This is a genomic window from Glaesserella parasuis (assembly GCF_002015085.1).
Taxonomy (GTDB): domain Bacteria; phylum Pseudomonadota; class Gammaproteobacteria; order Enterobacterales; family Pasteurellaceae; genus Glaesserella; species Glaesserella parasuis.
The window spans coordinates 24,595-43,009 of sequence record NZ_MUXW01000017.1 but is presented as its reverse complement, the minus strand read 5'-3'; the positions used below and the strand labels follow the sequence as shown (position 1 = coordinate 43,009).

18 protein-coding genes are annotated in these 18,415 nt (G+C 38.4%); 10 read left to right on the top strand and 8 right to left on the bottom strand.

The features are described from left to right. Positions 1 to 42 precede the first annotated feature (42 nt). From B0183_RS05775 to pepP, 3 genes are all read right to left on the bottom strand, one after another. Positions 43 to 450 (bottom strand): type II toxin-antitoxin system VapC family toxin, encoded by a 408-nt coding sequence (locus B0183_RS05775; RefSeq protein WP_078208493.1) that lies wholly within the window; start codon positions 448 to 450, stop codon positions 43 to 45. Then, positions 447 to 710 carry a type II toxin-antitoxin system Phd/YefM family antitoxin gene (locus tag B0183_RS05770; protein ID WP_005713671.1) on the bottom strand — a complete coding sequence of 88 codons (264 nt, stop codon included), beginning with the start codon at positions 708 to 710 and terminating at the stop codon, positions 447 to 449. Before B0183_RS05770 ends, B0183_RS05775 begins: the two co-directional genes overlap by 4 nt. 63 nt (positions 711 to 773) lie before the next feature. Next, positions 774 to 2,099 carry a Xaa-Pro aminopeptidase gene (gene pepP / locus B0183_RS05765; RefSeq protein WP_021112200.1) on the bottom strand — a complete coding sequence of 442 codons (1,326 nt, stop codon included), beginning with the start codon at positions 2,097 to 2,099 and terminating at the stop codon, positions 774 to 776. A gap of 470 nt (positions 2,100 to 2,569) precedes the next feature. Here pepP and mazG point away from each other — a divergent pair, with 470 nt between their 5' ends. The 7 genes from mazG to leuD all read left to right on the top strand — a co-directional run bounded on the left by mazG (position 2,570) and on the right by leuD (position 10,026). Further along, on the top strand, positions 2,570 to 3,346 hold the full coding sequence (gene mazG, locus B0183_RS05760) for a nucleoside triphosphate pyrophosphohydrolase (protein ID WP_078208492.1): 777 nt from the start codon (positions 2,570 to 2,572) through the stop codon (positions 3,344 to 3,346). A gap of 99 nt (positions 3,347 to 3,445) precedes the next feature. Continuing rightward, complete coding sequence (locus B0183_RS05755; protein ID WP_021112187.1) at positions 3,446 to 4,171, top strand: response regulator; 726 nt, start codon at positions 3,446 to 3,448, stop codon at positions 4,169 to 4,171. A gap of 68 nt (positions 4,172 to 4,239) precedes the next feature. Next, positions 4,240 to 5,616, top strand: coding sequence for an envelope stress sensor histidine kinase CpxA (gene cpxA, locus B0183_RS05750; RefSeq protein ID WP_062923816.1), 1,377 nt, complete (start codon positions 4,240 to 4,242; stop codon positions 5,614 to 5,616). Positions 5,617 to 5,698: 82 nt separating this feature from the next. After that, positions 5,699 to 6,391, top strand: a complete 693-nt coding sequence (gene rsuA, locus B0183_RS05745; RefSeq protein ID WP_078208491.1) for a 16S rRNA pseudouridine(516) synthase RsuA — start codon at positions 5,699 to 5,701, stop codon at positions 6,389 to 6,391. Next, on the top strand, positions 6,392 to 7,588 hold the full coding sequence (locus tag B0183_RS05740; protein WP_078208490.1) for a Bcr/CflA family multidrug efflux MFS transporter: 1,197 nt from the start codon (positions 6,392 to 6,394) through the stop codon (positions 7,586 to 7,588). It abuts the gene before it with no gap. A 414-nt stretch (positions 7,589 to 8,002) separates the two neighbouring features. Further along, positions 8,003 to 9,409 (top strand): 3-isopropylmalate dehydratase large subunit, encoded by a 1,407-nt coding sequence (leuC, locus tag B0183_RS05735; protein WP_021110666.1) that lies wholly within the window; start codon positions 8,003 to 8,005, stop codon positions 9,407 to 9,409. 11 nt (positions 9,410 to 9,420) lie between these two features. Then, positions 9,421 to 10,026, top strand: a complete 606-nt coding sequence (gene leuD, locus B0183_RS05730) for a 3-isopropylmalate dehydratase small subunit (protein ID WP_078208489.1) — start codon at positions 9,421 to 9,423, stop codon at positions 10,024 to 10,026. 161 nt (positions 10,027 to 10,187) lie between these two features. Here the strand turns inward: leuD and B0183_RS05725 are convergent, their stop codons facing one another. From B0183_RS05725 to pmbA, 3 genes are all read right to left on the bottom strand, one after another. Then, positions 10,188 to 11,639, bottom strand: a complete 1,452-nt coding sequence (locus B0183_RS05725) for an ABC transporter substrate-binding protein (RefSeq protein WP_160148339.1) — start codon at positions 11,637 to 11,639, stop codon at positions 10,188 to 10,190. A 217-nt stretch (positions 11,640 to 11,856) separates the two neighbouring features. After that, positions 11,857 to 12,231, bottom strand: a complete 375-nt coding sequence (locus B0183_RS05720) for a LacI family DNA-binding transcriptional regulator (RefSeq protein WP_078208487.1) — start codon at positions 12,229 to 12,231, stop codon at positions 11,857 to 11,859. Between the two features lie 289 nt (positions 12,232 to 12,520). Next, on the bottom strand, positions 12,521 to 13,870 hold the full coding sequence (gene pmbA, locus B0183_RS05715; protein ID WP_026917048.1) for a metalloprotease PmbA: 1,350 nt from the start codon (positions 13,868 to 13,870) through the stop codon (positions 12,521 to 12,523). A gap of 128 nt (positions 13,871 to 13,998) precedes the next feature. On the opposite strand from pmbA, the gene yjgA reads away from it, so the two are divergent. Continuing rightward, positions 13,999 to 14,532 (top strand): ribosome biogenesis factor YjgA, encoded by a 534-nt coding sequence (yjgA, locus tag B0183_RS05710; RefSeq protein WP_005713654.1) that lies wholly within the window; start codon positions 13,999 to 14,001, stop codon positions 14,530 to 14,532. A gap of 15 nt (positions 14,533 to 14,547) precedes the next feature. After that, positions 14,548 to 14,892 carry a SirB2 family protein gene (locus B0183_RS05705; protein WP_010786816.1) on the top strand — a complete coding sequence of 115 codons (345 nt, stop codon included), beginning with the start codon at positions 14,548 to 14,550 and terminating at the stop codon, positions 14,890 to 14,892. Positions 14,893 to 14,914: 22 nt separating this feature from the next. On the opposite strand, the gene B0183_RS05700 is transcribed toward B0183_RS05705, so the two are convergent. Together B0183_RS05700 and B0183_RS05695 are read right to left on the bottom strand one after the other, a co-directional pair. Then, positions 14,915 to 15,145: a sulfurtransferase TusA family protein gene (locus B0183_RS05700; protein ID WP_005713650.1), complete on the bottom strand. Its 231-nt coding sequence runs from the start codon at positions 15,143 to 15,145 to the stop codon at positions 14,915 to 14,917. Continuing rightward, positions 15,145 to 15,657 (bottom strand): hemerythrin domain-containing protein, encoded by a 513-nt coding sequence (locus tag B0183_RS05695; RefSeq protein WP_078208486.1) that lies wholly within the window; start codon positions 15,655 to 15,657, stop codon positions 15,145 to 15,147. Before B0183_RS05695 ends, B0183_RS05700 begins: the two co-directional genes overlap by 1 nt. Positions 15,658 to 15,911: 254 nt before the next feature. On the opposite strand from B0183_RS05695, the gene gyrB reads away from it, so the two are divergent. After that, a complete protein-coding gene (gyrB, locus tag B0183_RS05690; RefSeq protein ID WP_021109470.1) occupies positions 15,912 to 18,344 on the top strand; it encodes a DNA topoisomerase (ATP-hydrolyzing) subunit B in 2,433 nt (810 codons plus the stop codon). Positions 18,345 to 18,415: the final 71 nt, after the last annotated feature.

Here is an 18,415-nt window from a genome sequence, read left to right as displayed (position 1 = left end):
GGTGCTTTGCATTCTAGCGGAAATATGGGGCTGTCAAAAATTTCAATTTTTATAGCTTCTCACGTCGATAATATAAGGTTTCTGATACTTCAAAATCATAGTATCTGCGGTCATAAAAAAGACATTTTCTACTTCCGCCTGAGCCATTAATAGACGATCAAAGGGATCTCGATGAATAAAAGGATGCTGAGCTTGTTTTAGAATATGGGGTAATTCAATAGCTAGCATTCGACAACCTACCTGAATTAAGCCTTGCTCTAAGGCTTCTACATCAATGTCAAAATCAGGTTTACCTAAACTAGATTTAATCGCAATTTCCCATAAACTTGCTAAACTAAAATAGATTTCACTGGTCGGGTCATCAAGTAATTCCACCGCTTGTGGCGATAGGTTTTCTTTTTTATCCCACGCAAGCCAAAGCAAAATATGGCTGTCTACTAAGATCTTCATTCCTCTTTTCCTTCAAACATTGCCACAATTTCATTTTGATACAAGCGGTCAAAATCTTCAGGAATTTGCATATTTTGCTTTTTCATAAAACCAAAGCGACTGCCATTTTGTATAGTATCCAAAGGCACAATTTTAACCTGTGGTTTACCTGATTTTGCGATGATGATCGGCTTTCCAAAACGTTTCACATCTTCAACAATGCGAGAAAAATTGGTTTTTGCTTCGTGCATATTCACACTTTCTAAAGATTGATTTAGCATAACAGCCCCTTTTTCTTAGTCCGATAAGTGAGTCTAGTCTTATTTTCTAGCTTATTCAAGAGATTAATTCGTCGCTTGCCCCATTACCGCCTCAATCTCCGCAATCTCTTTCGGCACGCCTGACGTAAGATTTTTATTGCCGTATTCGGTGATTAAAAGATTATCTTCAATTCGAATACCAATGCCTTTATATTGCTCTGGAACATCGGCATCTTTCGGGATATATAATCCAGGCTCAACGGTAAGCACCATACCGATTTCAAGCGGTCGATCTCGTTCATTGCCATAGTCGCCGACATCGTGGACATCTAAGCCTAGCCAATGTCCTAAGCCGTGCATATAAAATTGTCGGTAGGCTTTATTCTCAATTAACTCATCAACATTGCCTTTTAATATGCCTAAACGTACCATTCCTTCTGTCATAATACGCACTGCTTTATCGTTAGCCAGTTGGATCGAGCTTTGCGGTACAAGCAGTTTAGTCGCTTCTTTTAAGGCTTCCAATACAATTTCATACACCTCTTTCTGAGCCGTAGAAAATTTGCCATTAATGGGAATAGTTCGGGTGATGTCGCCTGCATACATTGCAAACTCTGCCCCTGCATCAATTAGCAGTAAATCACCATCTTTTAACACTTGATCGTTCTCATTATAGTGCAAAATGCACGCATTATTGCCCCCTGCAATAATTTGATTATAGGACGCAAAGCGAGAGCCAAAACGAGAAAATTCGTATTGAATTTCTCCTTCGATTTCCATTTCGTAACGGTTTGGGCGAGTTTGTTTCATTGCTCGTAAATGCCCAAAGGCTGAAATTTGGCAGGCTTGTTGTAATAAGGCAATTTCGGCTTCAGATTTGAACAATCGCATTTCAGAGAGTATCGGTTGCCAATCAATCAAAGTTGTTGGGGCTTTTTTACGGCTTGCAGTGATGGCATCAAAGGTTGCAAAAACAATCTGATCGCCCCACGTTTGCACATTTCTTGCATAGTAACAAGCGGTCAAATCTGTCCATTTTTCTGCAAGAATGGTTTGAATATCTTCGATATCGTAGGCTTGATCGACGTTTAACGTCTGTGGTGCAACTTCAATACCTAAACGGCGACCGTTCCACGTTTCCATTAGCGGATCTTTTTTGCGTAAAAAAATCAAGCTCTCACACTGCCCTGCTTTTTTCAGCAACACTAACGCTGATTTAGGTTCAGCAAATCCCGTGAGATACCAAAAATAGCTATCTGGACGGAATAAATAGTCGCAGTCGTTATTACGGCGTTTTTCTGTTTCGGTAAAGACAATCAAGGTTGAGTTGTCTTGCATTTGTTCAAACAAACGCTGACGACGAGTGTGAAATTCTTCTTGGGGGAGTTTTTGTAAATAAGCGAGATCCATAATCATTCCTTAAAATCGATTTTTGAACGTTACAAGCATACCTATCTTCACTAAAATTGACAAATGCTAATACTATTTTCCAACTGTTTTAACAGATTAACTCGACTGAAATCTCACATTGCGCTTGAAAAAGCTGTTGATTACAATCCATAAAACACCCAAAATATACTCATAATAGTAGGGACACACTGCGTGTATCCGTAAATAAAAAATGAACCATTTAAATTAAAGTGTCCGTAGGGACGCCACGCTTGGCGTCTGTTTCATTTAACCTTACTTTACAGGCGGACACACTCAGTGTGTCCCTACGATATTGATATTTGTAAAAATTATATTGACATTGGACGCCAAGCGTGGCGTCCCTACTATATCTTTTGTTTAAGTGCTATACATAACAACAGGTAAAACCGTTTCTTTCAATCTTTAATTATTTTTTAAAGCTCGCAAATACGCTTTTTAAGGAAAACACTATGGCAACCATTCAGCAATTTTTAGACATCGTTGAGCGTTTACGCGACAAAGAAACAGGCTGTCCTTGGGATATTAAACAGACCTTTGACACAATGCTCCCGAATCTATTGGAAGAAACCTATGAAGTGGCGGAAGCAATTTATACTAAAAATCGTAGCGCTTTGCGTGAAGAATTAGGCGATCTGTTGCTACAAGTGGTATTTCTTAGTCAATTAGCTAAAGAAGAAGGAATCTTTAGCTTTCAAGATGTTCTAAACGATATTCACGACAAATTAATTTATCGCCATCCACACGTTTTTGGGGATACCACTGCCACCAACAGTGAAGAAGCTCTACAAAACTGGGAAGCACAGAAAGCTAAAGAGAAAGAAGCAAAACAGCAAACGTCTATATTAGATGATCTGCCTTTTGCTCTGCCTGCCCTTACTCGTGCAGACAAATTGCAAAAGCGTTGTGCTAAAGTCGGTTTTGATTGGGATAATCCGCAAGATGTACTTGCCAAAGTAGAAGAAGAACTCACCGAAGTTCAAGAAGAAATTCAACAACAGCAGCCTGAAAAATTGGCGGAAGAATTAGGCGATTTATTATTTGCAACAGTCAATCTATGCCGTCACCACAAAATTGACTCAGAAACTGCACTTCGCAATGCAAATGTAAAATTTGAAAATCGGTTTAGGAAAATTGAGAATTATCTGATTTCTCAAGGGAAAAAACCTCAAGATTGCACATTATCCGAACTAGATTTTCTGTGGAATGAAATAAAAAAAGTGGAATAAATTGACAAGATTAGGCAAAGTAATACTATAGATTTGTTTATGTAAAGATAATTTATGTAAATAATCAAGAAATGATCAATGGAATAGGGAAATAGAGCTATGCCAAAAATTTTACTTGTTGACGATGATGTAGATTTAACTGAATTACTTTCAGAATCACTCTCTCTTGAAGGCTTTGATATTCATACTGTACACAATGGTCAAGATGCCTTAACTGAATTAGAGATACAGAACTACGATCTCATTCTACTTGATGTCATGATGCCAATTCTTAATGGTATTGAAACCTTAAAACAGATTCGTCAAAAATACTCAACCCCAGTTCTCATGTTAAGCGCAAGAGATGACGAAATTGATCGTGTGCTTGGTTTGGAACTTGGTGCAGATGATTACCTACCAAAACCATTTAACGATAGAGAGTTGGTTGCACGTATAAAAGCTATCTTACGCAGATCAATCACACAGAAACCAAGTATACCTGTTGAAACAACATTCGTTATAAATGATGACGATGACAGAAAATTACTACAATTTGGTGGCGTTGAGCTTCACCCTGGTCTCCAGCAAGCGATTTATGAAGGAAAAGATTTAGATCTTACAGGAACAGAATTTGCATTGTTACAAATTTTAATGCGTAACCCTGGACAAATTCTCTCACGCGAACTGTTAAGCCTTGAGATTTTAGGTAAACGTTTAACGCCATACGATAGAGCGATTGATATGCATATATCTAATTTGCGTAAAAAACTCCCTGAGCGTAATGATAATCTCCCTTGGTTTAAAACCTTGCGTGGTCGTGGTTATTTACTAGTGACTGAAAAATAATCATAACAAAATAAAGTCCCTCAGCTTGTGTATAGTTGGGGGATTTTTCTATCTATAGGTTAGCCGTTATGTTAAAACTTAGAAATTTCCGAAGATATTTAGCCTATCAAATCTTTGCCTCTTTTATGGTTACCATTGCCATTATTTTGGCTCTTGCTATTTTACTGCCAAGTTTAGATACTCGTCGTTTCAAGCAAATTGACGATTTTCAATTAGGCTTTTTACAGCACGAAACCAAATATGTAGAACAAGAATATAATTTAGACGAAGTGTTTCGCCACAATCTCTCTGTAGCATCTATTAATGGTTTTGACATTATCCTCTTTGATCACGCCTCACAACAATTAGCAGGAATAAGAGAGGAAAATAATGAAGCTTTCCACGCTTTTATATATAAGGCAAAAAATCACCGCCAACCATTACAAAGACGCTTCGGCACAATGGAATTTTACGGTCCTTTTCTTGCAAGTTCTCACACTCGCACTTACGACCTCTATTTCACTAAAAAAGTGAACCCTCAACGAGAGCTCATTAATACATTATTTGACTCGCCTTGGATAATGCTACTTTTGTTTCTTTTTGTCAGTAGCCCAGTGATGATCTGGCTATCGTACCGCATTGCCAAACCAGTAAAAGAACTGCGTTTAACCGCAAATGCAGTAGCACGAGGAAACTTAGCCATCAATCCCAAATTAGAAACCTCAGGCATTGAAGAACTCCGTCAAGTAGGAGCAAGTTTTAATGAAATGATTGTCGCATTAGAACGACTAACCAACTATCAGCATCGTCTCTTATCCGATATTTCGCACGAATTAAAAACCCCTTTGACTCGAATGCAATTAGCTTTATCTCTCTTGCTTCGTCGAAATGGTGAAAGCAGTGAAATTACTCGTATTGAAGGTGAAATTACAAAACTGGACACAATGATTCACGATTTATTGGTTCTATCTCGTAAACAAGCTAATCACCATCTAGAGCGAGAAGTCTTTCCAATCCATAAAATATGGGACGATGTATTAAATGATGCCAAATTTGAATTGGAACAAAGTGGATTTGATTTAGTCGTAAGCCAACGTATCCTCCACCCTGAGCGTTACTTTGTAAATGGCAATGTTGTATTGTTAGCTAGTGCCGTCGAAAATGTCATTCGCAACGCCAAAAAATATGCTCAAACAACCGTAAAAGTGATGTTTTATATTGATACCAGCGATCTTTATATTCTTGTTGATGATGATGGAGAAGGTGTTCCAGAAGATCAATATGAAGAAATATTCCGTCCGTTCTATCGTGTTCAAGAAGACAGAGCAAGACAAACGGGGGGAACAGGGCTTGGTTTATCTATTGTTGCCAATGCAATACGACAACATCACGGTTCAGTTAGAGCAGAAAAAAGCCCATTAGGCGGATTACGCGTCAAAATGCAATTGCCGTTGTGGGTGGAATAATATCAATATATTGTCAATATCTTTAACCTTGTTATGAAAATGTAGATATAATGTCGCACTTTATTCAATTTTCAGGTAAAACATGCGTTTAGATAAATTTATAGCAGAAAACACTGGGTTTACTCGCTCTCAGGCAAGTAAAGCTCTACGGACAGGGCAAGTCACTGTTAATGGTGTGGTTGAAAAAAATAGTGCAACCAAAATCAGTGAGCAAGATGAGATCTGTTTTGATGGCGAACCGCTAGCTTGGGTTGATGAAGGGCAATATTTTATGCTGTATAAACCACAAAATTGTGTTTGCTCTCACGATGATGGCGACTACCCGACAGTATTTCAATTTTTTGACTATCCACTTACCACAAAATTACATTGTGCAGGGCGTTTAGATGCTGACACAACAGGCTTAGTTTTATTAACCGATGACGGACAATGGTCACACCGCATTACTTCCCCCAAACATCATTGTGAAAAAACCTACTTAGTTACCCTTGCTGATCCCGTGGAAGATTTTTATACCACGCAATTTGCCGAAGGCATTTTATTGCGTGGTGAAAAAACCTTAACAAAACCTGCTACCCTTGAAATTTTAGATGATTACAATGTCAATTTAACTATCAGCGAAGGGCGTTACCATCAAGTCAAACGTATGTTTGCTGCTCTTGGAAACAAAGTGGTTGCATTGCACCGCTGGCGAATTGGTAATGTGGTGCTTGATGAAACTCTTGCTGAAGGGGAATTTAGAGCTTTGACTGAAGACGAAGTAGCGAGTTTTTAAATGAACAAGATAACTAAACCAAATGGATTTTTTGTGGTGATTATGGGATTACTCTCAATGTTGCCACCGCTTGCAATTGATATGTATCTGCCATCTTTTCTCGATATTGCTCAAGATCTGTCGGTATCTCAAGAAAAGGTGCAAACAACTCTTGCGATTTTTACTTTCGGCTTTGCAATTGGGCAACTTTTTTGGGGACCAATTGCCGATAGTTTCGGACGTAAACCGATTATTTTACTTGGCTTATCTGGCGGGGCTGTCGCAGCTTTTTTCTTAACACAAGTATTGAGTATTGAAAATTTCTATCTATTGCGTCTATTACAAGGCTTATTTGGAGCTGCACCTGCAGTGGTACTCGGGGCTTTAGTGCGAGATATATTCGTTCGCAACCAGTTTGCCCGATTAATGTCCACCATTATGATTATTACGATGATCGCACCGCTCGTAGCGCCTATTTTAGGCGGATATGTAGCGAAGTGGCTACATTGGCACGCTATTTTTTATATTTTAATGGTGATGGGGATTGTCTGCGTTTGTTTAGTAGCAACGCTTATTCCTGAAACCTTGAGTACAGAAAATCGAATGCCGTTGAGTTTTCGTCAAGTACTACAAAATTTTACGACATTGATTTCCCATAAAGCAACGTTAGGATATGTTCTCGTTGGTGGAATGTCCTTTGCAGGAATGTTTTGCTTTCTTACTTCTGGCTCGCTGGTTTATATTGGGCTTTATGGGGTTTCATCTGAATACTTTGGCTACTTTTTTATGCTAAATATAGCTGTGATGATGGTGATGACCTTTATCAACGGACGACTTGTCACCAAAATCGGCTCAGAAAAAATGTTACGCATTGGAATGAGCTTACAACTCCTAGCGGGTATTTGGCTGATTATTTCTGCGACATTGCAATTAGGCTTATGGTCAATGGCAATTGGCGTAGCATTTTTTGTAGGAATGGTTTCGACCATTGGTAGTAATGCTTCAGCGGCAATTTTAGATCGCTATCCACAAATGGCAGGTACCGCCAATGCCGTAGCTGGTACTGCTCGCTTTGGGATTGGTTCATTAGTTGGGGCAGGATTATCCCATGTTCCGCTAACCAGCGAGCGTCCAATGCTCTATACGATGGCGGCTTGTACGGTAGTTGGATTTATTGCCTATTATTTTCTCTCTTGTAGAAATCAGCAACTTCAATGACTTTTGCCTATTAATTCATAAAACAGATAATCTTTTTTCGATTGATAAAAATTCTAATAAATCCAAAGCATTAAATCTTAAAACCATAAAAACAAGAAGATTTAGCATAATATGCTAACATATCACTTAATATGCCAACTTAAAACCTATTTCACAGAATAAAAAAATGCAATTTTCCCAAAAATAGCATTTTACTTTTGTTTTGAGTAGCGATATATTCCAAATCATTCTTTTACAAGCGGTTGGATTTGTAAGAAGTTTTAACAAGATGTAGGGACACACTGCGTGTGTCCACATGATATCGGTAAACGGACACACGCAGTGTGTCCCCACGTTTATGTTCCATATTGAAATGTTGTGGTAATTTTTTATGTGATCCCCCCGCTTGTCCCCTTGCATTTGAGAGTTGGACTTATGAAAAAAACCTTATACGAAAAATTATTTGATGCTCACGTTGTTCACGAAGCTGAAGGTGAAACACCTCTAATTTATATCAATCGCCATTTGGTTCACGAAGTGACTTCACCGCAAGCCTTTGACGGTTTGCGTGCGATGGGGCGTGAAGTGCGTCAGCCGACCAAAACGGTTGCAACAATGGATCATAACGTACCTACCGATAGCCGTGACTTAGGCGGTTCTGGCGAAATGGGGCGCATCCAAATGGTTGAGCTGGCAAAAAATACCGAGCAGTTTGGCGTGACCCTTTATGACATCAACCATATTAATCAAGGTATTGTTCACGTTATGGGACCTGAGCAGGGTTTAACCCTTCCAGGTATGACCATTGTGTGTGGCGACTCTCATACGGCGACACACGGGGCATTTGGTGCATTGGCGTTTGGTATCGGTACATCAGAAGTTGAACACGTTCTTGCAACTCAAACGGTAAAACAAGCCCGTGCAAAAAAAATGAAAATTGAAGTGCGTGGCAAAGTGCGTGAAGGCATTACGGCGAAAGATATTGTGCTTGCCATTATCGGTAAAACTACGATGGCTGGCGGTACAGGACACGTTGTTGAGTTCTGCGGTGAGGCGATCCGTGATTTATCTATGGAAGGTCGTATGACCGTGTGTAATATGGCGATTGAGCTTGGTGCAAAATCAGGTTTAATTGCACCAGATGAAACCACTTTTGCTTATTTAAAAGATCGTCCGTCTGCACCGAAAGGTAAGGATTGGGACGATGCAGTCGCTTATTGGAAAACCTTGCACACGGACGAAGGCGCAGAATTTGATACTGTGGTCACTTTAGAAGCTAGCGAGATTGAGCCACAAGTGACCTGGGGAACCAACCCAGGACACGTTATCGGTATCAATGATGTGATCCCGAACCCTGAGGATATGGCAGATCCGATTGAGCGTCAATCGGCGGAAAAAGCCTTAGCTTATATGGGCTTACCGCACAGTATTAAACTGACTGATGTGGCTATCGACAAAGTATTTATCGGCTCTTGCACCAACTCTCGTATCGAAGATTTGCGTGCAGCGGCGGCTGTGGCAAAAGGACGCAAAGTCGCTGATGGTGTTCAAGCCTTAGTGGTACCAGGTTCAGGCTTAGTGCGTGAACAAGCGGAAAAAGAAGGTTTAGATAAAATCTTTATTGAAGCAGGCTTTGAGTGGCGACAACCAGGTTGCTCAATGTGTTTGGCAATGAACAATGACCGTTTAGAGCCAGGTGAACGCTGTGCTTCAACCAGTAACCGTAACTTTGAAGGCCGTCAAGGTCGTGGCGGACGTACTCACTTGGTTAGCCCTGCAATGGCGGCTGCGGCAGCTGTTCACGGCAAATTCGTCGATATTCGCAACGTAGAATTACACTAAGGAATAAGAAAATGGCAACAGAATTTAAACAACATACTGGTTTAGCAGTTCCACTTGATGCTTCGCACGTTGATACCGATGCAATTATTCCAAAGCAATTCTTACAAAAAGTGACCCGTGTCGGCTTTGGCGCTCACTTATTCCACGAATGGCGTTTTTTAGATGATGAAGGTAAACAGCCAAATCCTGATTTCGTGCTAAATTTTCCACGTTATCAAGGGGCAAGCATTTTATTGGCTCGTGAAAACTTTGGTTGTGGGTCTTCCCGTGAACACGCACCTTGGGCGTTAGATGATTACGGCATTCGTGCTATTATCGCCCCAAGTTTTGCGGATATTTTCTATGGCAACAGTTTAAATAACCAAATGTTACCTGTACGTTTAAGCGAAGAAGAAGTTGATGAACTTTTCAAATATGTCGAAGCAAATGAAGGTGCGACCATTACCGTCGATTTAGAAGCTCAAACGGTTTCGGCAAATGGAAAAACCTACTCTTTTGAAATCGACAGTTTCCGTCGTCACTGCTTGTTAAATGGTTTAGACAATATCGGTTTAACTTTGCAACACGAAGAAAAAATTGCAGCTTACGAAAGCAAAATTCCTGCGTTTTTGCGTTAGTTGCAGATAAGTTTTTCTGTTTAAAACGTCTACAATTATTGGTGGCAGTTTTGTCTATTACACCATTTTGTGGGGCATAGTAGACAAGTTTGTCTACTATGCCTGTCTCTGCTGAGAATCAGCTTTTACGAATAATTAAATGATAAGAACACGCCGTGTTTCTACCCATTCAACACCCCAATCTCTCGCTCAATCTGTGCTAATGTATTATCAATACTCAGATCTTTTAATAAATAATCTTTCACCGCATGCCCAATGATTGCTTCAATTTGACGCAAATTCACCGCTTGATCATTTAATATATTTTCACGCACGCCCTGAAAATCGCTCTGTTTTGCCAAAGCAAGCCAAGGAAAATTTTGGGTAATACTTGGGTTACTCATTAAATCTTTTCGTGCAGACATACCGCCCAACTGAATATATTGCTCTTGAATGGTATTTTGTAAAAACCAATGGATAAAATACTCGCAAGCGGTCTGTTTTTCCGTCTGTTTTAAAATTGCCAAAGAGCCACCGCCTAATAAAGGACGAGCATTGGGTACGCTAGTAAATCCAATCGGACTATTAGAATGTTCACTTGAAAGCGGTGAAAAGTGGTTCATATAGACAATTAACAACGGAATTTTCCTTTGTTCAAATAATTTTACTTCTTCTTTCCACCAACATTTTTCTAATAAAATCGAATGATGATATAAAGTTTTTAGCTGTGATAAACTCTCAACAACTGCTTGACTATTTAAGGCAATTTTCCCCTTGGCAAAAATAGATAGGCAAATAGCGTAATATCTAACAAAAAATTCACTTGCCAATGTGCCTTCATCATCAATAATTAATGCCGATCCTTTTTCAATTTGCGGATATTCATACAGACCTGATTGGAAGAAAGGTAATAACTTATTAAATTGCTCAAAATTGGTTGGCAACACCAATTCTTGCTTATATTTTTCATAAAATAACCGCTTAATTTTAGGATCTTCAAATAAATCTTTACGATAAAAAAGCATCTGAAAACTTGGATCAAAGGGAATCGCATAAATTTTTTGTTGAAATTGACAAAAACTCTGAAGAATTTTGCTTGAAAAATAGTTCGATAATGTTTCCAAAGAAAGAAACTCTAAGGGTAATAAATAAGATTGTGCAAAATAGGGTAAACTTTCCATATCAATTCGCACCATATCATATTTATTTGTCATTTTATTTTTTTCTAATTCTGTTGGAATATCTGAAAATGCACAGGTTTCAATATTCACCTCAATTCCCGTTAATTTTCTAAAATGGGGAATAAGTTTTTTTAGTGCTTCAATAGAGGGGTTTGAAATCGCTAATAAATTTAATTGTGTAGGTAATACATTATGATTTTCAAAGGCTAAAAAACCAAAATGATGGGGATTATCGATATTATTTTCTTGCTTTATTTTTGCTAAAAGTTGTTGGCTAATATAACCATAATCTAAACTATATTGAATAAAACGATTATCATCATTAAAACTATTATGATAAAAAGTATATATTTTTGGAAGTGGTTTATCTGAAAAATAAAAGGCATTATGGATAAGTTTGGCAGTTTCAAAAGAAGAAATAAATAATGCTGAAATGTTTTCAATATGAGCCAACTCAAAGGCAAGTAAATGGCTATTTCCTGTGGGTTCAATAAATTTTAATTGAATATTGGCTTGAGTTGCTTGTGTAATTAAATAATGATAATCCCTTTCTCTCCAATCAACCCATTCATCTTTTACAAAAATAACATTATCTAACTGATTTTTTCCCTGTTTTCAATAAAGTCATCAATAACTTTGGTATAATCAAAATGAATAAAGGTTTTGCCGTCTAAAATTTCTCGATAAATAAGCATTTATCTAACAAGTTACCATATTCTTTTGCAGTTGTTAAACAACTGTCTGCAATAACAAAAAGATAATTTTCTTCTTTAATCCGTTTTATAATTTCTCGCTCTTTTTCTTCCTGATTATAAGTGAGATAAAGTTCAAAAATAAAATTATCTTGCTGAAAGTTTGCATTCAGATTTTCATACAGGCTACTATATTTTACATCAATAATATTTGGCAGAATAATCGCAATTTTATTGCTTACACCTCGTTTTAACTGAGCCGCTTGCATATTGCGTTGGTAGACTAATTTTTCAATCGCACGCTGTACTTTTTCAATTTTGTCTAAACTTACGCCACTCTTGCCATTTAGCACATTTAGAAACCGTACATAAAGAACCCCCTGCTTCTTTAGCAAGATCTTTTATCGTTACAATCATTGTCGTACCTTAAAACTTTACTGCTCTATTTTTGCCTTATATACAAAAATAACTATTACCATGAGTCAAGCACATGAAACATGTATTTACATTATGTTAATCAGTTTTCTAGTATTATGTAGCTTTGAACCAAAGAAAGAACAGTAGGAACGCCACACTTGGTCTTCCTACTGTATAAAAAGTTTATGCATATATTACTACAGCCTGAAGATAATTTTCATCGTTTTATTCTCCCGACACTTTCAATTTTTCCAATAAAATTGAACCTGTCTGAATATTCGAACGATGTTCAATATCATCACCAACAGCAACGATATTTTTAAACATCTCTTGTAGCTGTCCTGCAATGGTAATTTCTGCAACAGGATATTGTATTTCGCCATTTTCAACCCAAAAACCTGCAGCTCCCCGTGAATATTCTCCAGTCACGCCATTAATCGCACTGCCTAACATTTCGGTGACAAGTAAACCTGTTCCCATCTCTTTAAGTAATGCAGTTAATCCCCCTGTGCGATTAGGTTTGACTAGCCAGTTGTGAATACCGCCTGCGTGTCCTGTCGTTTGCATACCTAATTTTTTAGCACTGTATGTCGTTAAAAGATAGGTCTGTAATGCGCCATCTTTAATGATTTGGTGATCGCGAGTGTAAACGCCTTCGCTATCAAAAGGTGATGAAGCAAGTTGGCGAAGTAGATGCGGTTTTTCGTTAATTTCAAACCAAGTCGGCAAAATTTGCTCACCTAACTTGTCTTGTAAGAAGCTGGCTTTGCGGTATAAAGCTCCGCCACTAATTGCACCTGCGAAGTGTCCGATAAGCCCTGTGGCAATGTCGTTATAAAAAATCACAGGAACTTCACAGGTTGCCAGTTTTTGAGGGTTTAGGCGATCAACGGCTTTGACTGCAGCTTGTTGCCCAACCCATTTTGGCGAGGCAAGTTGGTCAAATTGACGAGAGATAGTGTATTCGTAATCTCGCTCTAACTGATCTTCATAGGCTGAAATGACGCTACAAGAGAGGGAATATCGGCTAGATAGGTAGCTTTGTAGCATACCGTGTGTGTTGCCATAAACTCTAATGCCTGCGTGTGAATTGAAGGTTGCCCCTTCGCTATTGACAATGCGATCATCGCTGTGTAGTGCATAATGTTCCGCTTCAATAGCCAGTTCAACCGCTTGATCAACGGTAATGTCTGCTTGATGATATAACGCCAAATCGGGGGCTTGGTATGCCATCATTTCTTTGTCAGCTAAACCTGCACAGTCGTCCTCTGAGGTATATTTTGCAATTGCAAGTGCCGATTCAACCGCTTGTTGAATAGATTTTGGTTGCAAATCGGAAGTTGAAGCATTGCCTTTTCGTTTACCGAGATAGACAGAAATACCGAGTGAGCCGTCGTTGTTAAATTCAATATTTTCTGTTTGTTCTAAGCGTGTAGAAACTGATAAGCCTGCGACTTTGGTTACACCCACTTCCGCCGTTGCACCTGCTTTTTGGGCTAAATCCAGTGCAATTTCAACGGCTTGACGTAAGGTTTGTTCTTGAGCTTGAAGTTCTTGTTTGGTAATAAATGACATAATTTTCCTTCTATAAGCGGTAGGATTAGCGAAAATTTTTGTAAAACTGTTCTCTTTTCACTTAATCTCGCCATTCTACCCTAAATTTCTGCTAAACTACGCAAATTTTGTAAAAGAAAGGAATAGCAATGGCTAGAAAACAACGTAATGAGATTGATTGGACAGATGAGGAAGAAGAGATCATCTGGGTAAGTAAAAGTGAAATTAAACGTGATGCGGAACATCTTAAAAAATTAGGGGCAAGTTTGATAGAACTGAATAGTGCTAATCTTGCTAAAATGCCTATTGATGATACCTTGCGTGAAGCAATTGAGTTAGCGCAACGCTTACGTTTAGAAGCTCGTCGCCGTCAAATTCAATATATCGGAAAATTGCTACGCAATGTCGATCACGAACCTATTCAGGAAGCATTGGATAAAGTTGAAAATCGTCATAATCAGCAACAAGCCCTATTGCACAAATTAGAGTTAATTCGAGATGAACTCATTGAGCAAGGCGACAGTGCGATCAATCCGCTTGTAGATGAATATCCGACATTGGATCGTCAGCATTTACGCAATTTAATCCGTGCCGCACAGAAAGAGAAGCAAGCAAATAAACCACCGAAAAATTATCGTGAAATTTTTCAATATTTAAAATCTACAATTATTGAACAAAATTAAATAAGGACAAAATTAATGCAAACGATCTTTTATACTCATATTGGTTTAGCTTACCTAAGCTTAATGCTATTACTGGTTCGCGGATTACTTTCCGCAAGAATGGTTGATTGGCGACAATATAAACTCTTAAAAATTGCACCACACGCTGTTGATAGCTTGTTATTACTGTCTGGTGTGGGCATTTTTGTCTATTTCGCCATGGATTTTCAAACGTGGATTTTAGCGAAGTTATTCTTTTTGGTGATGTATATTTATTATGCGACAAAAGCCTTCAAGAAAGAGCAACCTTTTTCTCTCAAACATTTCATTCTTGCTGTCGTCAGTTTTATGATGGTGATGATGGTAGCAACAGTTAAATAAACAATAAGGTATAGTATTACTACTATGCCTTATCTTTATAGATGAATAAAATAACTTCTGTTTCTGACTCTATTTTGCTTTTGAGCTCGCACTGAATTTCTTGGCATAATAAAATAATATCGTTTAATAAAACGTCTTTATTAAAATGAAGTTTCAAACTTTCTCCGCTATTCAACTGTAACATTCCCCTTTTTGCCGACAAAAGAGGAAGAGGGCAACGGTAAGCGGTGAGATCAAGTGAATAATTCACCATTAAACCCGACGGCGCTCTGCCATAATCTGCCCGATTGAGTTGAGTTCTTCTTGGCTTAGATGCTCTCGCCCTAATTCAAAAAGCGGTTCTTCAATCGCAATATGTTGATCGTAACCTACCACAAAGCGTTGGATTAACTCGCGGTCAATGTGTTGAATTTCGCCATTGAGTAAGGCGACTAATTGGGCGGAGAGTTCGTCCCAATTTTGATGTAATTCAATGTGTTGTGCTTCGAGCAAATCTACGTCCGTTTGCGCTTCTGGGCGTTGCTTAATCAATGCTGGGAAGAAATCTTTTTCTTCGTCATCGTGGTGTAAGGGTGCAGATCGATTGAAGTAATTTAAGATCTGCTGTACATCATTTTTGACCGCTTGATTTACCCCGTTTTTCGCTAAGTAATCTGGCAACAGTTGTAACTGACGGCAGAAACTTTTGACCTTTCCGTGGCAAGCATAAAGCATTTCAATCGGTTCGTCCCAAGTGACAAATTCTTGAGGAGTTAAAATGTACATATAGTTATCCTTTTGTGTAAGTATTACATCATCACATGTACTGGATATTATATATAGTAAATAATCCTAAATTAAGCCTCAATCATAAAAATGTGTTACTATCTGAAAAATAATGCGACCTACTGTGGTAATGATTTGGCTAAATCCTATTGAGTACGTTTGATTCCTTCCCCCTTTTTCCCTTTTCTGATATAATCCTGCCTAATTTTCGGCAGATTTTGCCGTTGTCAATTTAAGTTAATATAGGAACAACAATGTCAGAACAAAATCAACCAAATAGCTATGATTCTTCTAGCATTAAAGTATTACGTGGTCTTGATGCTGTACGTAAGCGTCCAGGTATGTATATCGGAGATACTGATGACGGCACAGGTTTACACCATATGGTTTTTGAAGTTGTGGACAATGCAATCGATGAGGCTTTAGCTGGTTACTGTAATGATATTGTCGTGACTATTCATTCGGACAATTCAGTGTCTGTGCAAGATGATGGGCGAGGTATTCCTGTGGGGATTCACCCTGAAGAAGGAGTGTCTGCGGCGGAAGTTATTATGACCGTATTACACGCAGGCGGTAAGTTTGATGATAATTCTTACAAAGTGTCAGGCGGCTTGCACGGGGTTGGGGTGTCAGTGGTAAATGCCCTCTCGTCCAAACTTCAACTGACTATTCGTCGTGAAGGTCACGTTCACGAACAATTTTATAGTTTAGGAGATCCTGATGCACCTTTAGCAGTAATTGGCGAAACAGAAAAGACAGGAACAACCGTCCGTTTCTGGCCGAGTTATGATATTTTCAAAAATAAAACGGAATTTGAATATGCGATTTTATCTAAACGCTTACGTGAACTTTCATTCTTAAATTCAGGTGTATCGATTCGCTTAATTGATGAACGTAATGATAAGGAAGAACATTTCAAATATGAGGGTGGTATCCGTGCTTATGTTGAATATTTGAATGAAGGTAAAAACGTAATTCACCCAACGCCATTTTATCTTTCAACAGAAAAAGATGGTATAGGCATTGAAATTTCAATGCAATGGAATGATAGTTTTAACGAAAATGTATATTGTTTCACCAATAATATTCCACAGCGTGATGGCGGTACGCACTTAGCAGGTTTCCGTGGTGCATTAACCCGTGCCTTGAAAAACTATATGGAAACAGGGGCAAAACTAAAAAAAGAAGATGCCAAAATTGATGCGTCGGGTGATGATGCACGTGAAGGTTTAGTCGCTGTTATTTCAGTGAAAGTACCAGATCCAAAATTCTCTTCTCAAACAAAAGATAAATTAGTTTCTTCTGAAGTTAGAAATCCATTGGAAAGCTCAATGAATGAAGCACTACAGGAATATCTATTAGAAAATCCAAATGATGCTCAAAATATTGTGACTAAAATCATTGATGCAGCCCGTGCCCGTGAAGCAGCACGTAAAGCTCGTGAAATGACTCGTCGTAAAGGCGCATTGGATTTAGGGGGGTTACCGGGTAAATTAGCAGACTGCCAAGAGAAAGATCCTGCATTATCTGAACTTTACTTAGTTGAGGGGGATTCTGCAGGTGGCTCCGCAAAACAAGGGCGTGATCGTAAAAACCAAGCGATTTTACCGTTAAAAGGAAAAATCTTAAACGTAGAAAAGGCACGTTTTGACAAAATGCTTTCTTCACAAGAAGTTGCGACGTTAATTACTGCATTAGGTGCAGGTATTGGTCGTGATGAATATAACATTGAGAAATTGCGTTATCATAAAATTATTATTATGACCGATGCGGACGTCGATGGTGCACACATCCGTACCTTGCTTTTGACATTCTTCTATCGTCAAATGCCAGAATTAATTGAACGTGGTTATGTCTATATTGCACAGCCACCACTTTATAAAGTGAAAAAAGGTAAGCAAGAGAAATATATTCAAGATAATACGGAAATGGAGCAATATGAATTAGCATTAGCCTTAGATGGTGCTTCACTTTACGTAAGTGATAAAGCGCCAGCATTAAATGGCTTAGCACTTGAGAAATTAATTGCTGAATATAATGATGTTCAAAAATTGTTTGAGCGTTTAACCCGTCGTTATCCAACTGCTTTACTGAATGAATTAATTTATCAGCCAGCCCTCACGACAGAATTTGTAAAAAATGAAACTGAAGTGACCGCTTGGAATAACAAAATTGTTGAGATCTTAACAGCTAAAGAAACTAGTGGAAGTACTTATGTTGCAGAGGTATTTTATAATGCAGAACGCCATATTTATGAACCTCAAGTAATTGTTACTACACACGGAATTAGCACAACTTACTGTTTGGATTTCAATTTTATTACAAGTAATGAATATACTCGTATTACTAAATTAGGCGAACAAGTAAGCGATCTCCTTGAACCTACAGCGTATGTACAACGTGGTGAACGCCAGCAATCAATAGAAAGTGTTGCCGAAGCCATTGATTGGTTGGTTAAAGAATCTCGTAAAGGTTTAACCATTCAACGTTATAAAGGCTTAGGTGAAATGAACCCTGAGCAGCTTTGGGAAACAACGATGGATCCTGTAGCACGTAAGATGTTACAAGTTACTATTACTGATGCAATTGCAGCAGATAAACTCTTTACAACATTAATGGGTGATGAAGTAGAACCACGTCGTGATTTTATCGAAAATAATGCCTTATATGCAAATTTAGACATTTAATCCCTACTAAATTATTTTGTAGGGCAAATATCTATTCGTCTTATTCTTTTCTACTCAGACTGTTTATTTGA

Excerpts from the sequence above, each read along its gene's own strand:
- B0183_RS05775 (WP_078208493.1), bottom strand. The coding sequence starts at position 450 with ATGAAGATCTTAGTAGACAGCCATATTTTGCTTTGGCTTGCGTGGGAT.
- B0183_RS05770 (WP_005713671.1), bottom strand. The coding sequence starts at position 710 with ATGCTAAATCAATCTTTAGAAAGTGTGAATATGCACGAAGCAAAAACC.
- pepP (WP_021112200.1), bottom strand. The coding sequence starts at position 2,099 with ATGGATCTCGCTTATTTACAAAAACTCCCCCAAGAAGAATTTCACACT.
- mazG (WP_078208492.1), top strand. The coding sequence starts at position 2,570 with ATGGCAACCATTCAGCAATTTTTAGACATCGTTGAGCGTTTACGCGAC.
- B0183_RS05755 (WP_021112187.1), top strand. The coding sequence starts at position 3,446 with ATGCCAAAAATTTTACTTGTTGACGATGATGTAGATTTAACTGAATTA.
- cpxA (WP_062923816.1), top strand. The coding sequence starts at position 4,240 with ATGTTAAAACTTAGAAATTTCCGAAGATATTTAGCCTATCAAATCTTT.
- rsuA (WP_078208491.1), top strand. The coding sequence starts at position 5,699 with ATGCGTTTAGATAAATTTATAGCAGAAAACACTGGGTTTACTCGCTCT.
- B0183_RS05740 (WP_078208490.1), top strand. The coding sequence starts at position 6,392 with ATGAACAAGATAACTAAACCAAATGGATTTTTTGTGGTGATTATGGGA.
- leuC (WP_021110666.1), top strand. The coding sequence starts at position 8,003 with ATGAAAAAAACCTTATACGAAAAATTATTTGATGCTCACGTTGTTCAC.
- leuD (WP_078208489.1), top strand. The coding sequence starts at position 9,421 with ATGGCAACAGAATTTAAACAACATACTGGTTTAGCAGTTCCACTTGAT.
- pmbA (WP_026917048.1), bottom strand. The coding sequence starts at position 13,870 with ATGTCATTTATTACCAAACAAGAACTTCAAGCTCAAGAACAAACCTTA.
- yjgA (WP_005713654.1), top strand. The coding sequence starts at position 13,999 with ATGGCTAGAAAACAACGTAATGAGATTGATTGGACAGATGAGGAAGAA.
- B0183_RS05705 (WP_010786816.1), top strand. The coding sequence starts at position 14,548 with ATGCAAACGATCTTTTATACTCATATTGGTTTAGCTTACCTAAGCTTA.
- B0183_RS05700 (WP_005713650.1), bottom strand. The coding sequence starts at position 15,145 with ATGGTGAATTATTCACTTGATCTCACCGCTTACCGTTGCCCTCTTCCT.
- B0183_RS05695 (WP_078208486.1), bottom strand. The coding sequence starts at position 15,657 with ATGTACATTTTAACTCCTCAAGAATTTGTCACTTGGGACGAACCGATT.
- gyrB (WP_021109470.1), top strand. The coding sequence starts at position 15,912 with ATGTCAGAACAAAATCAACCAAATAGCTATGATTCTTCTAGCATTAAA.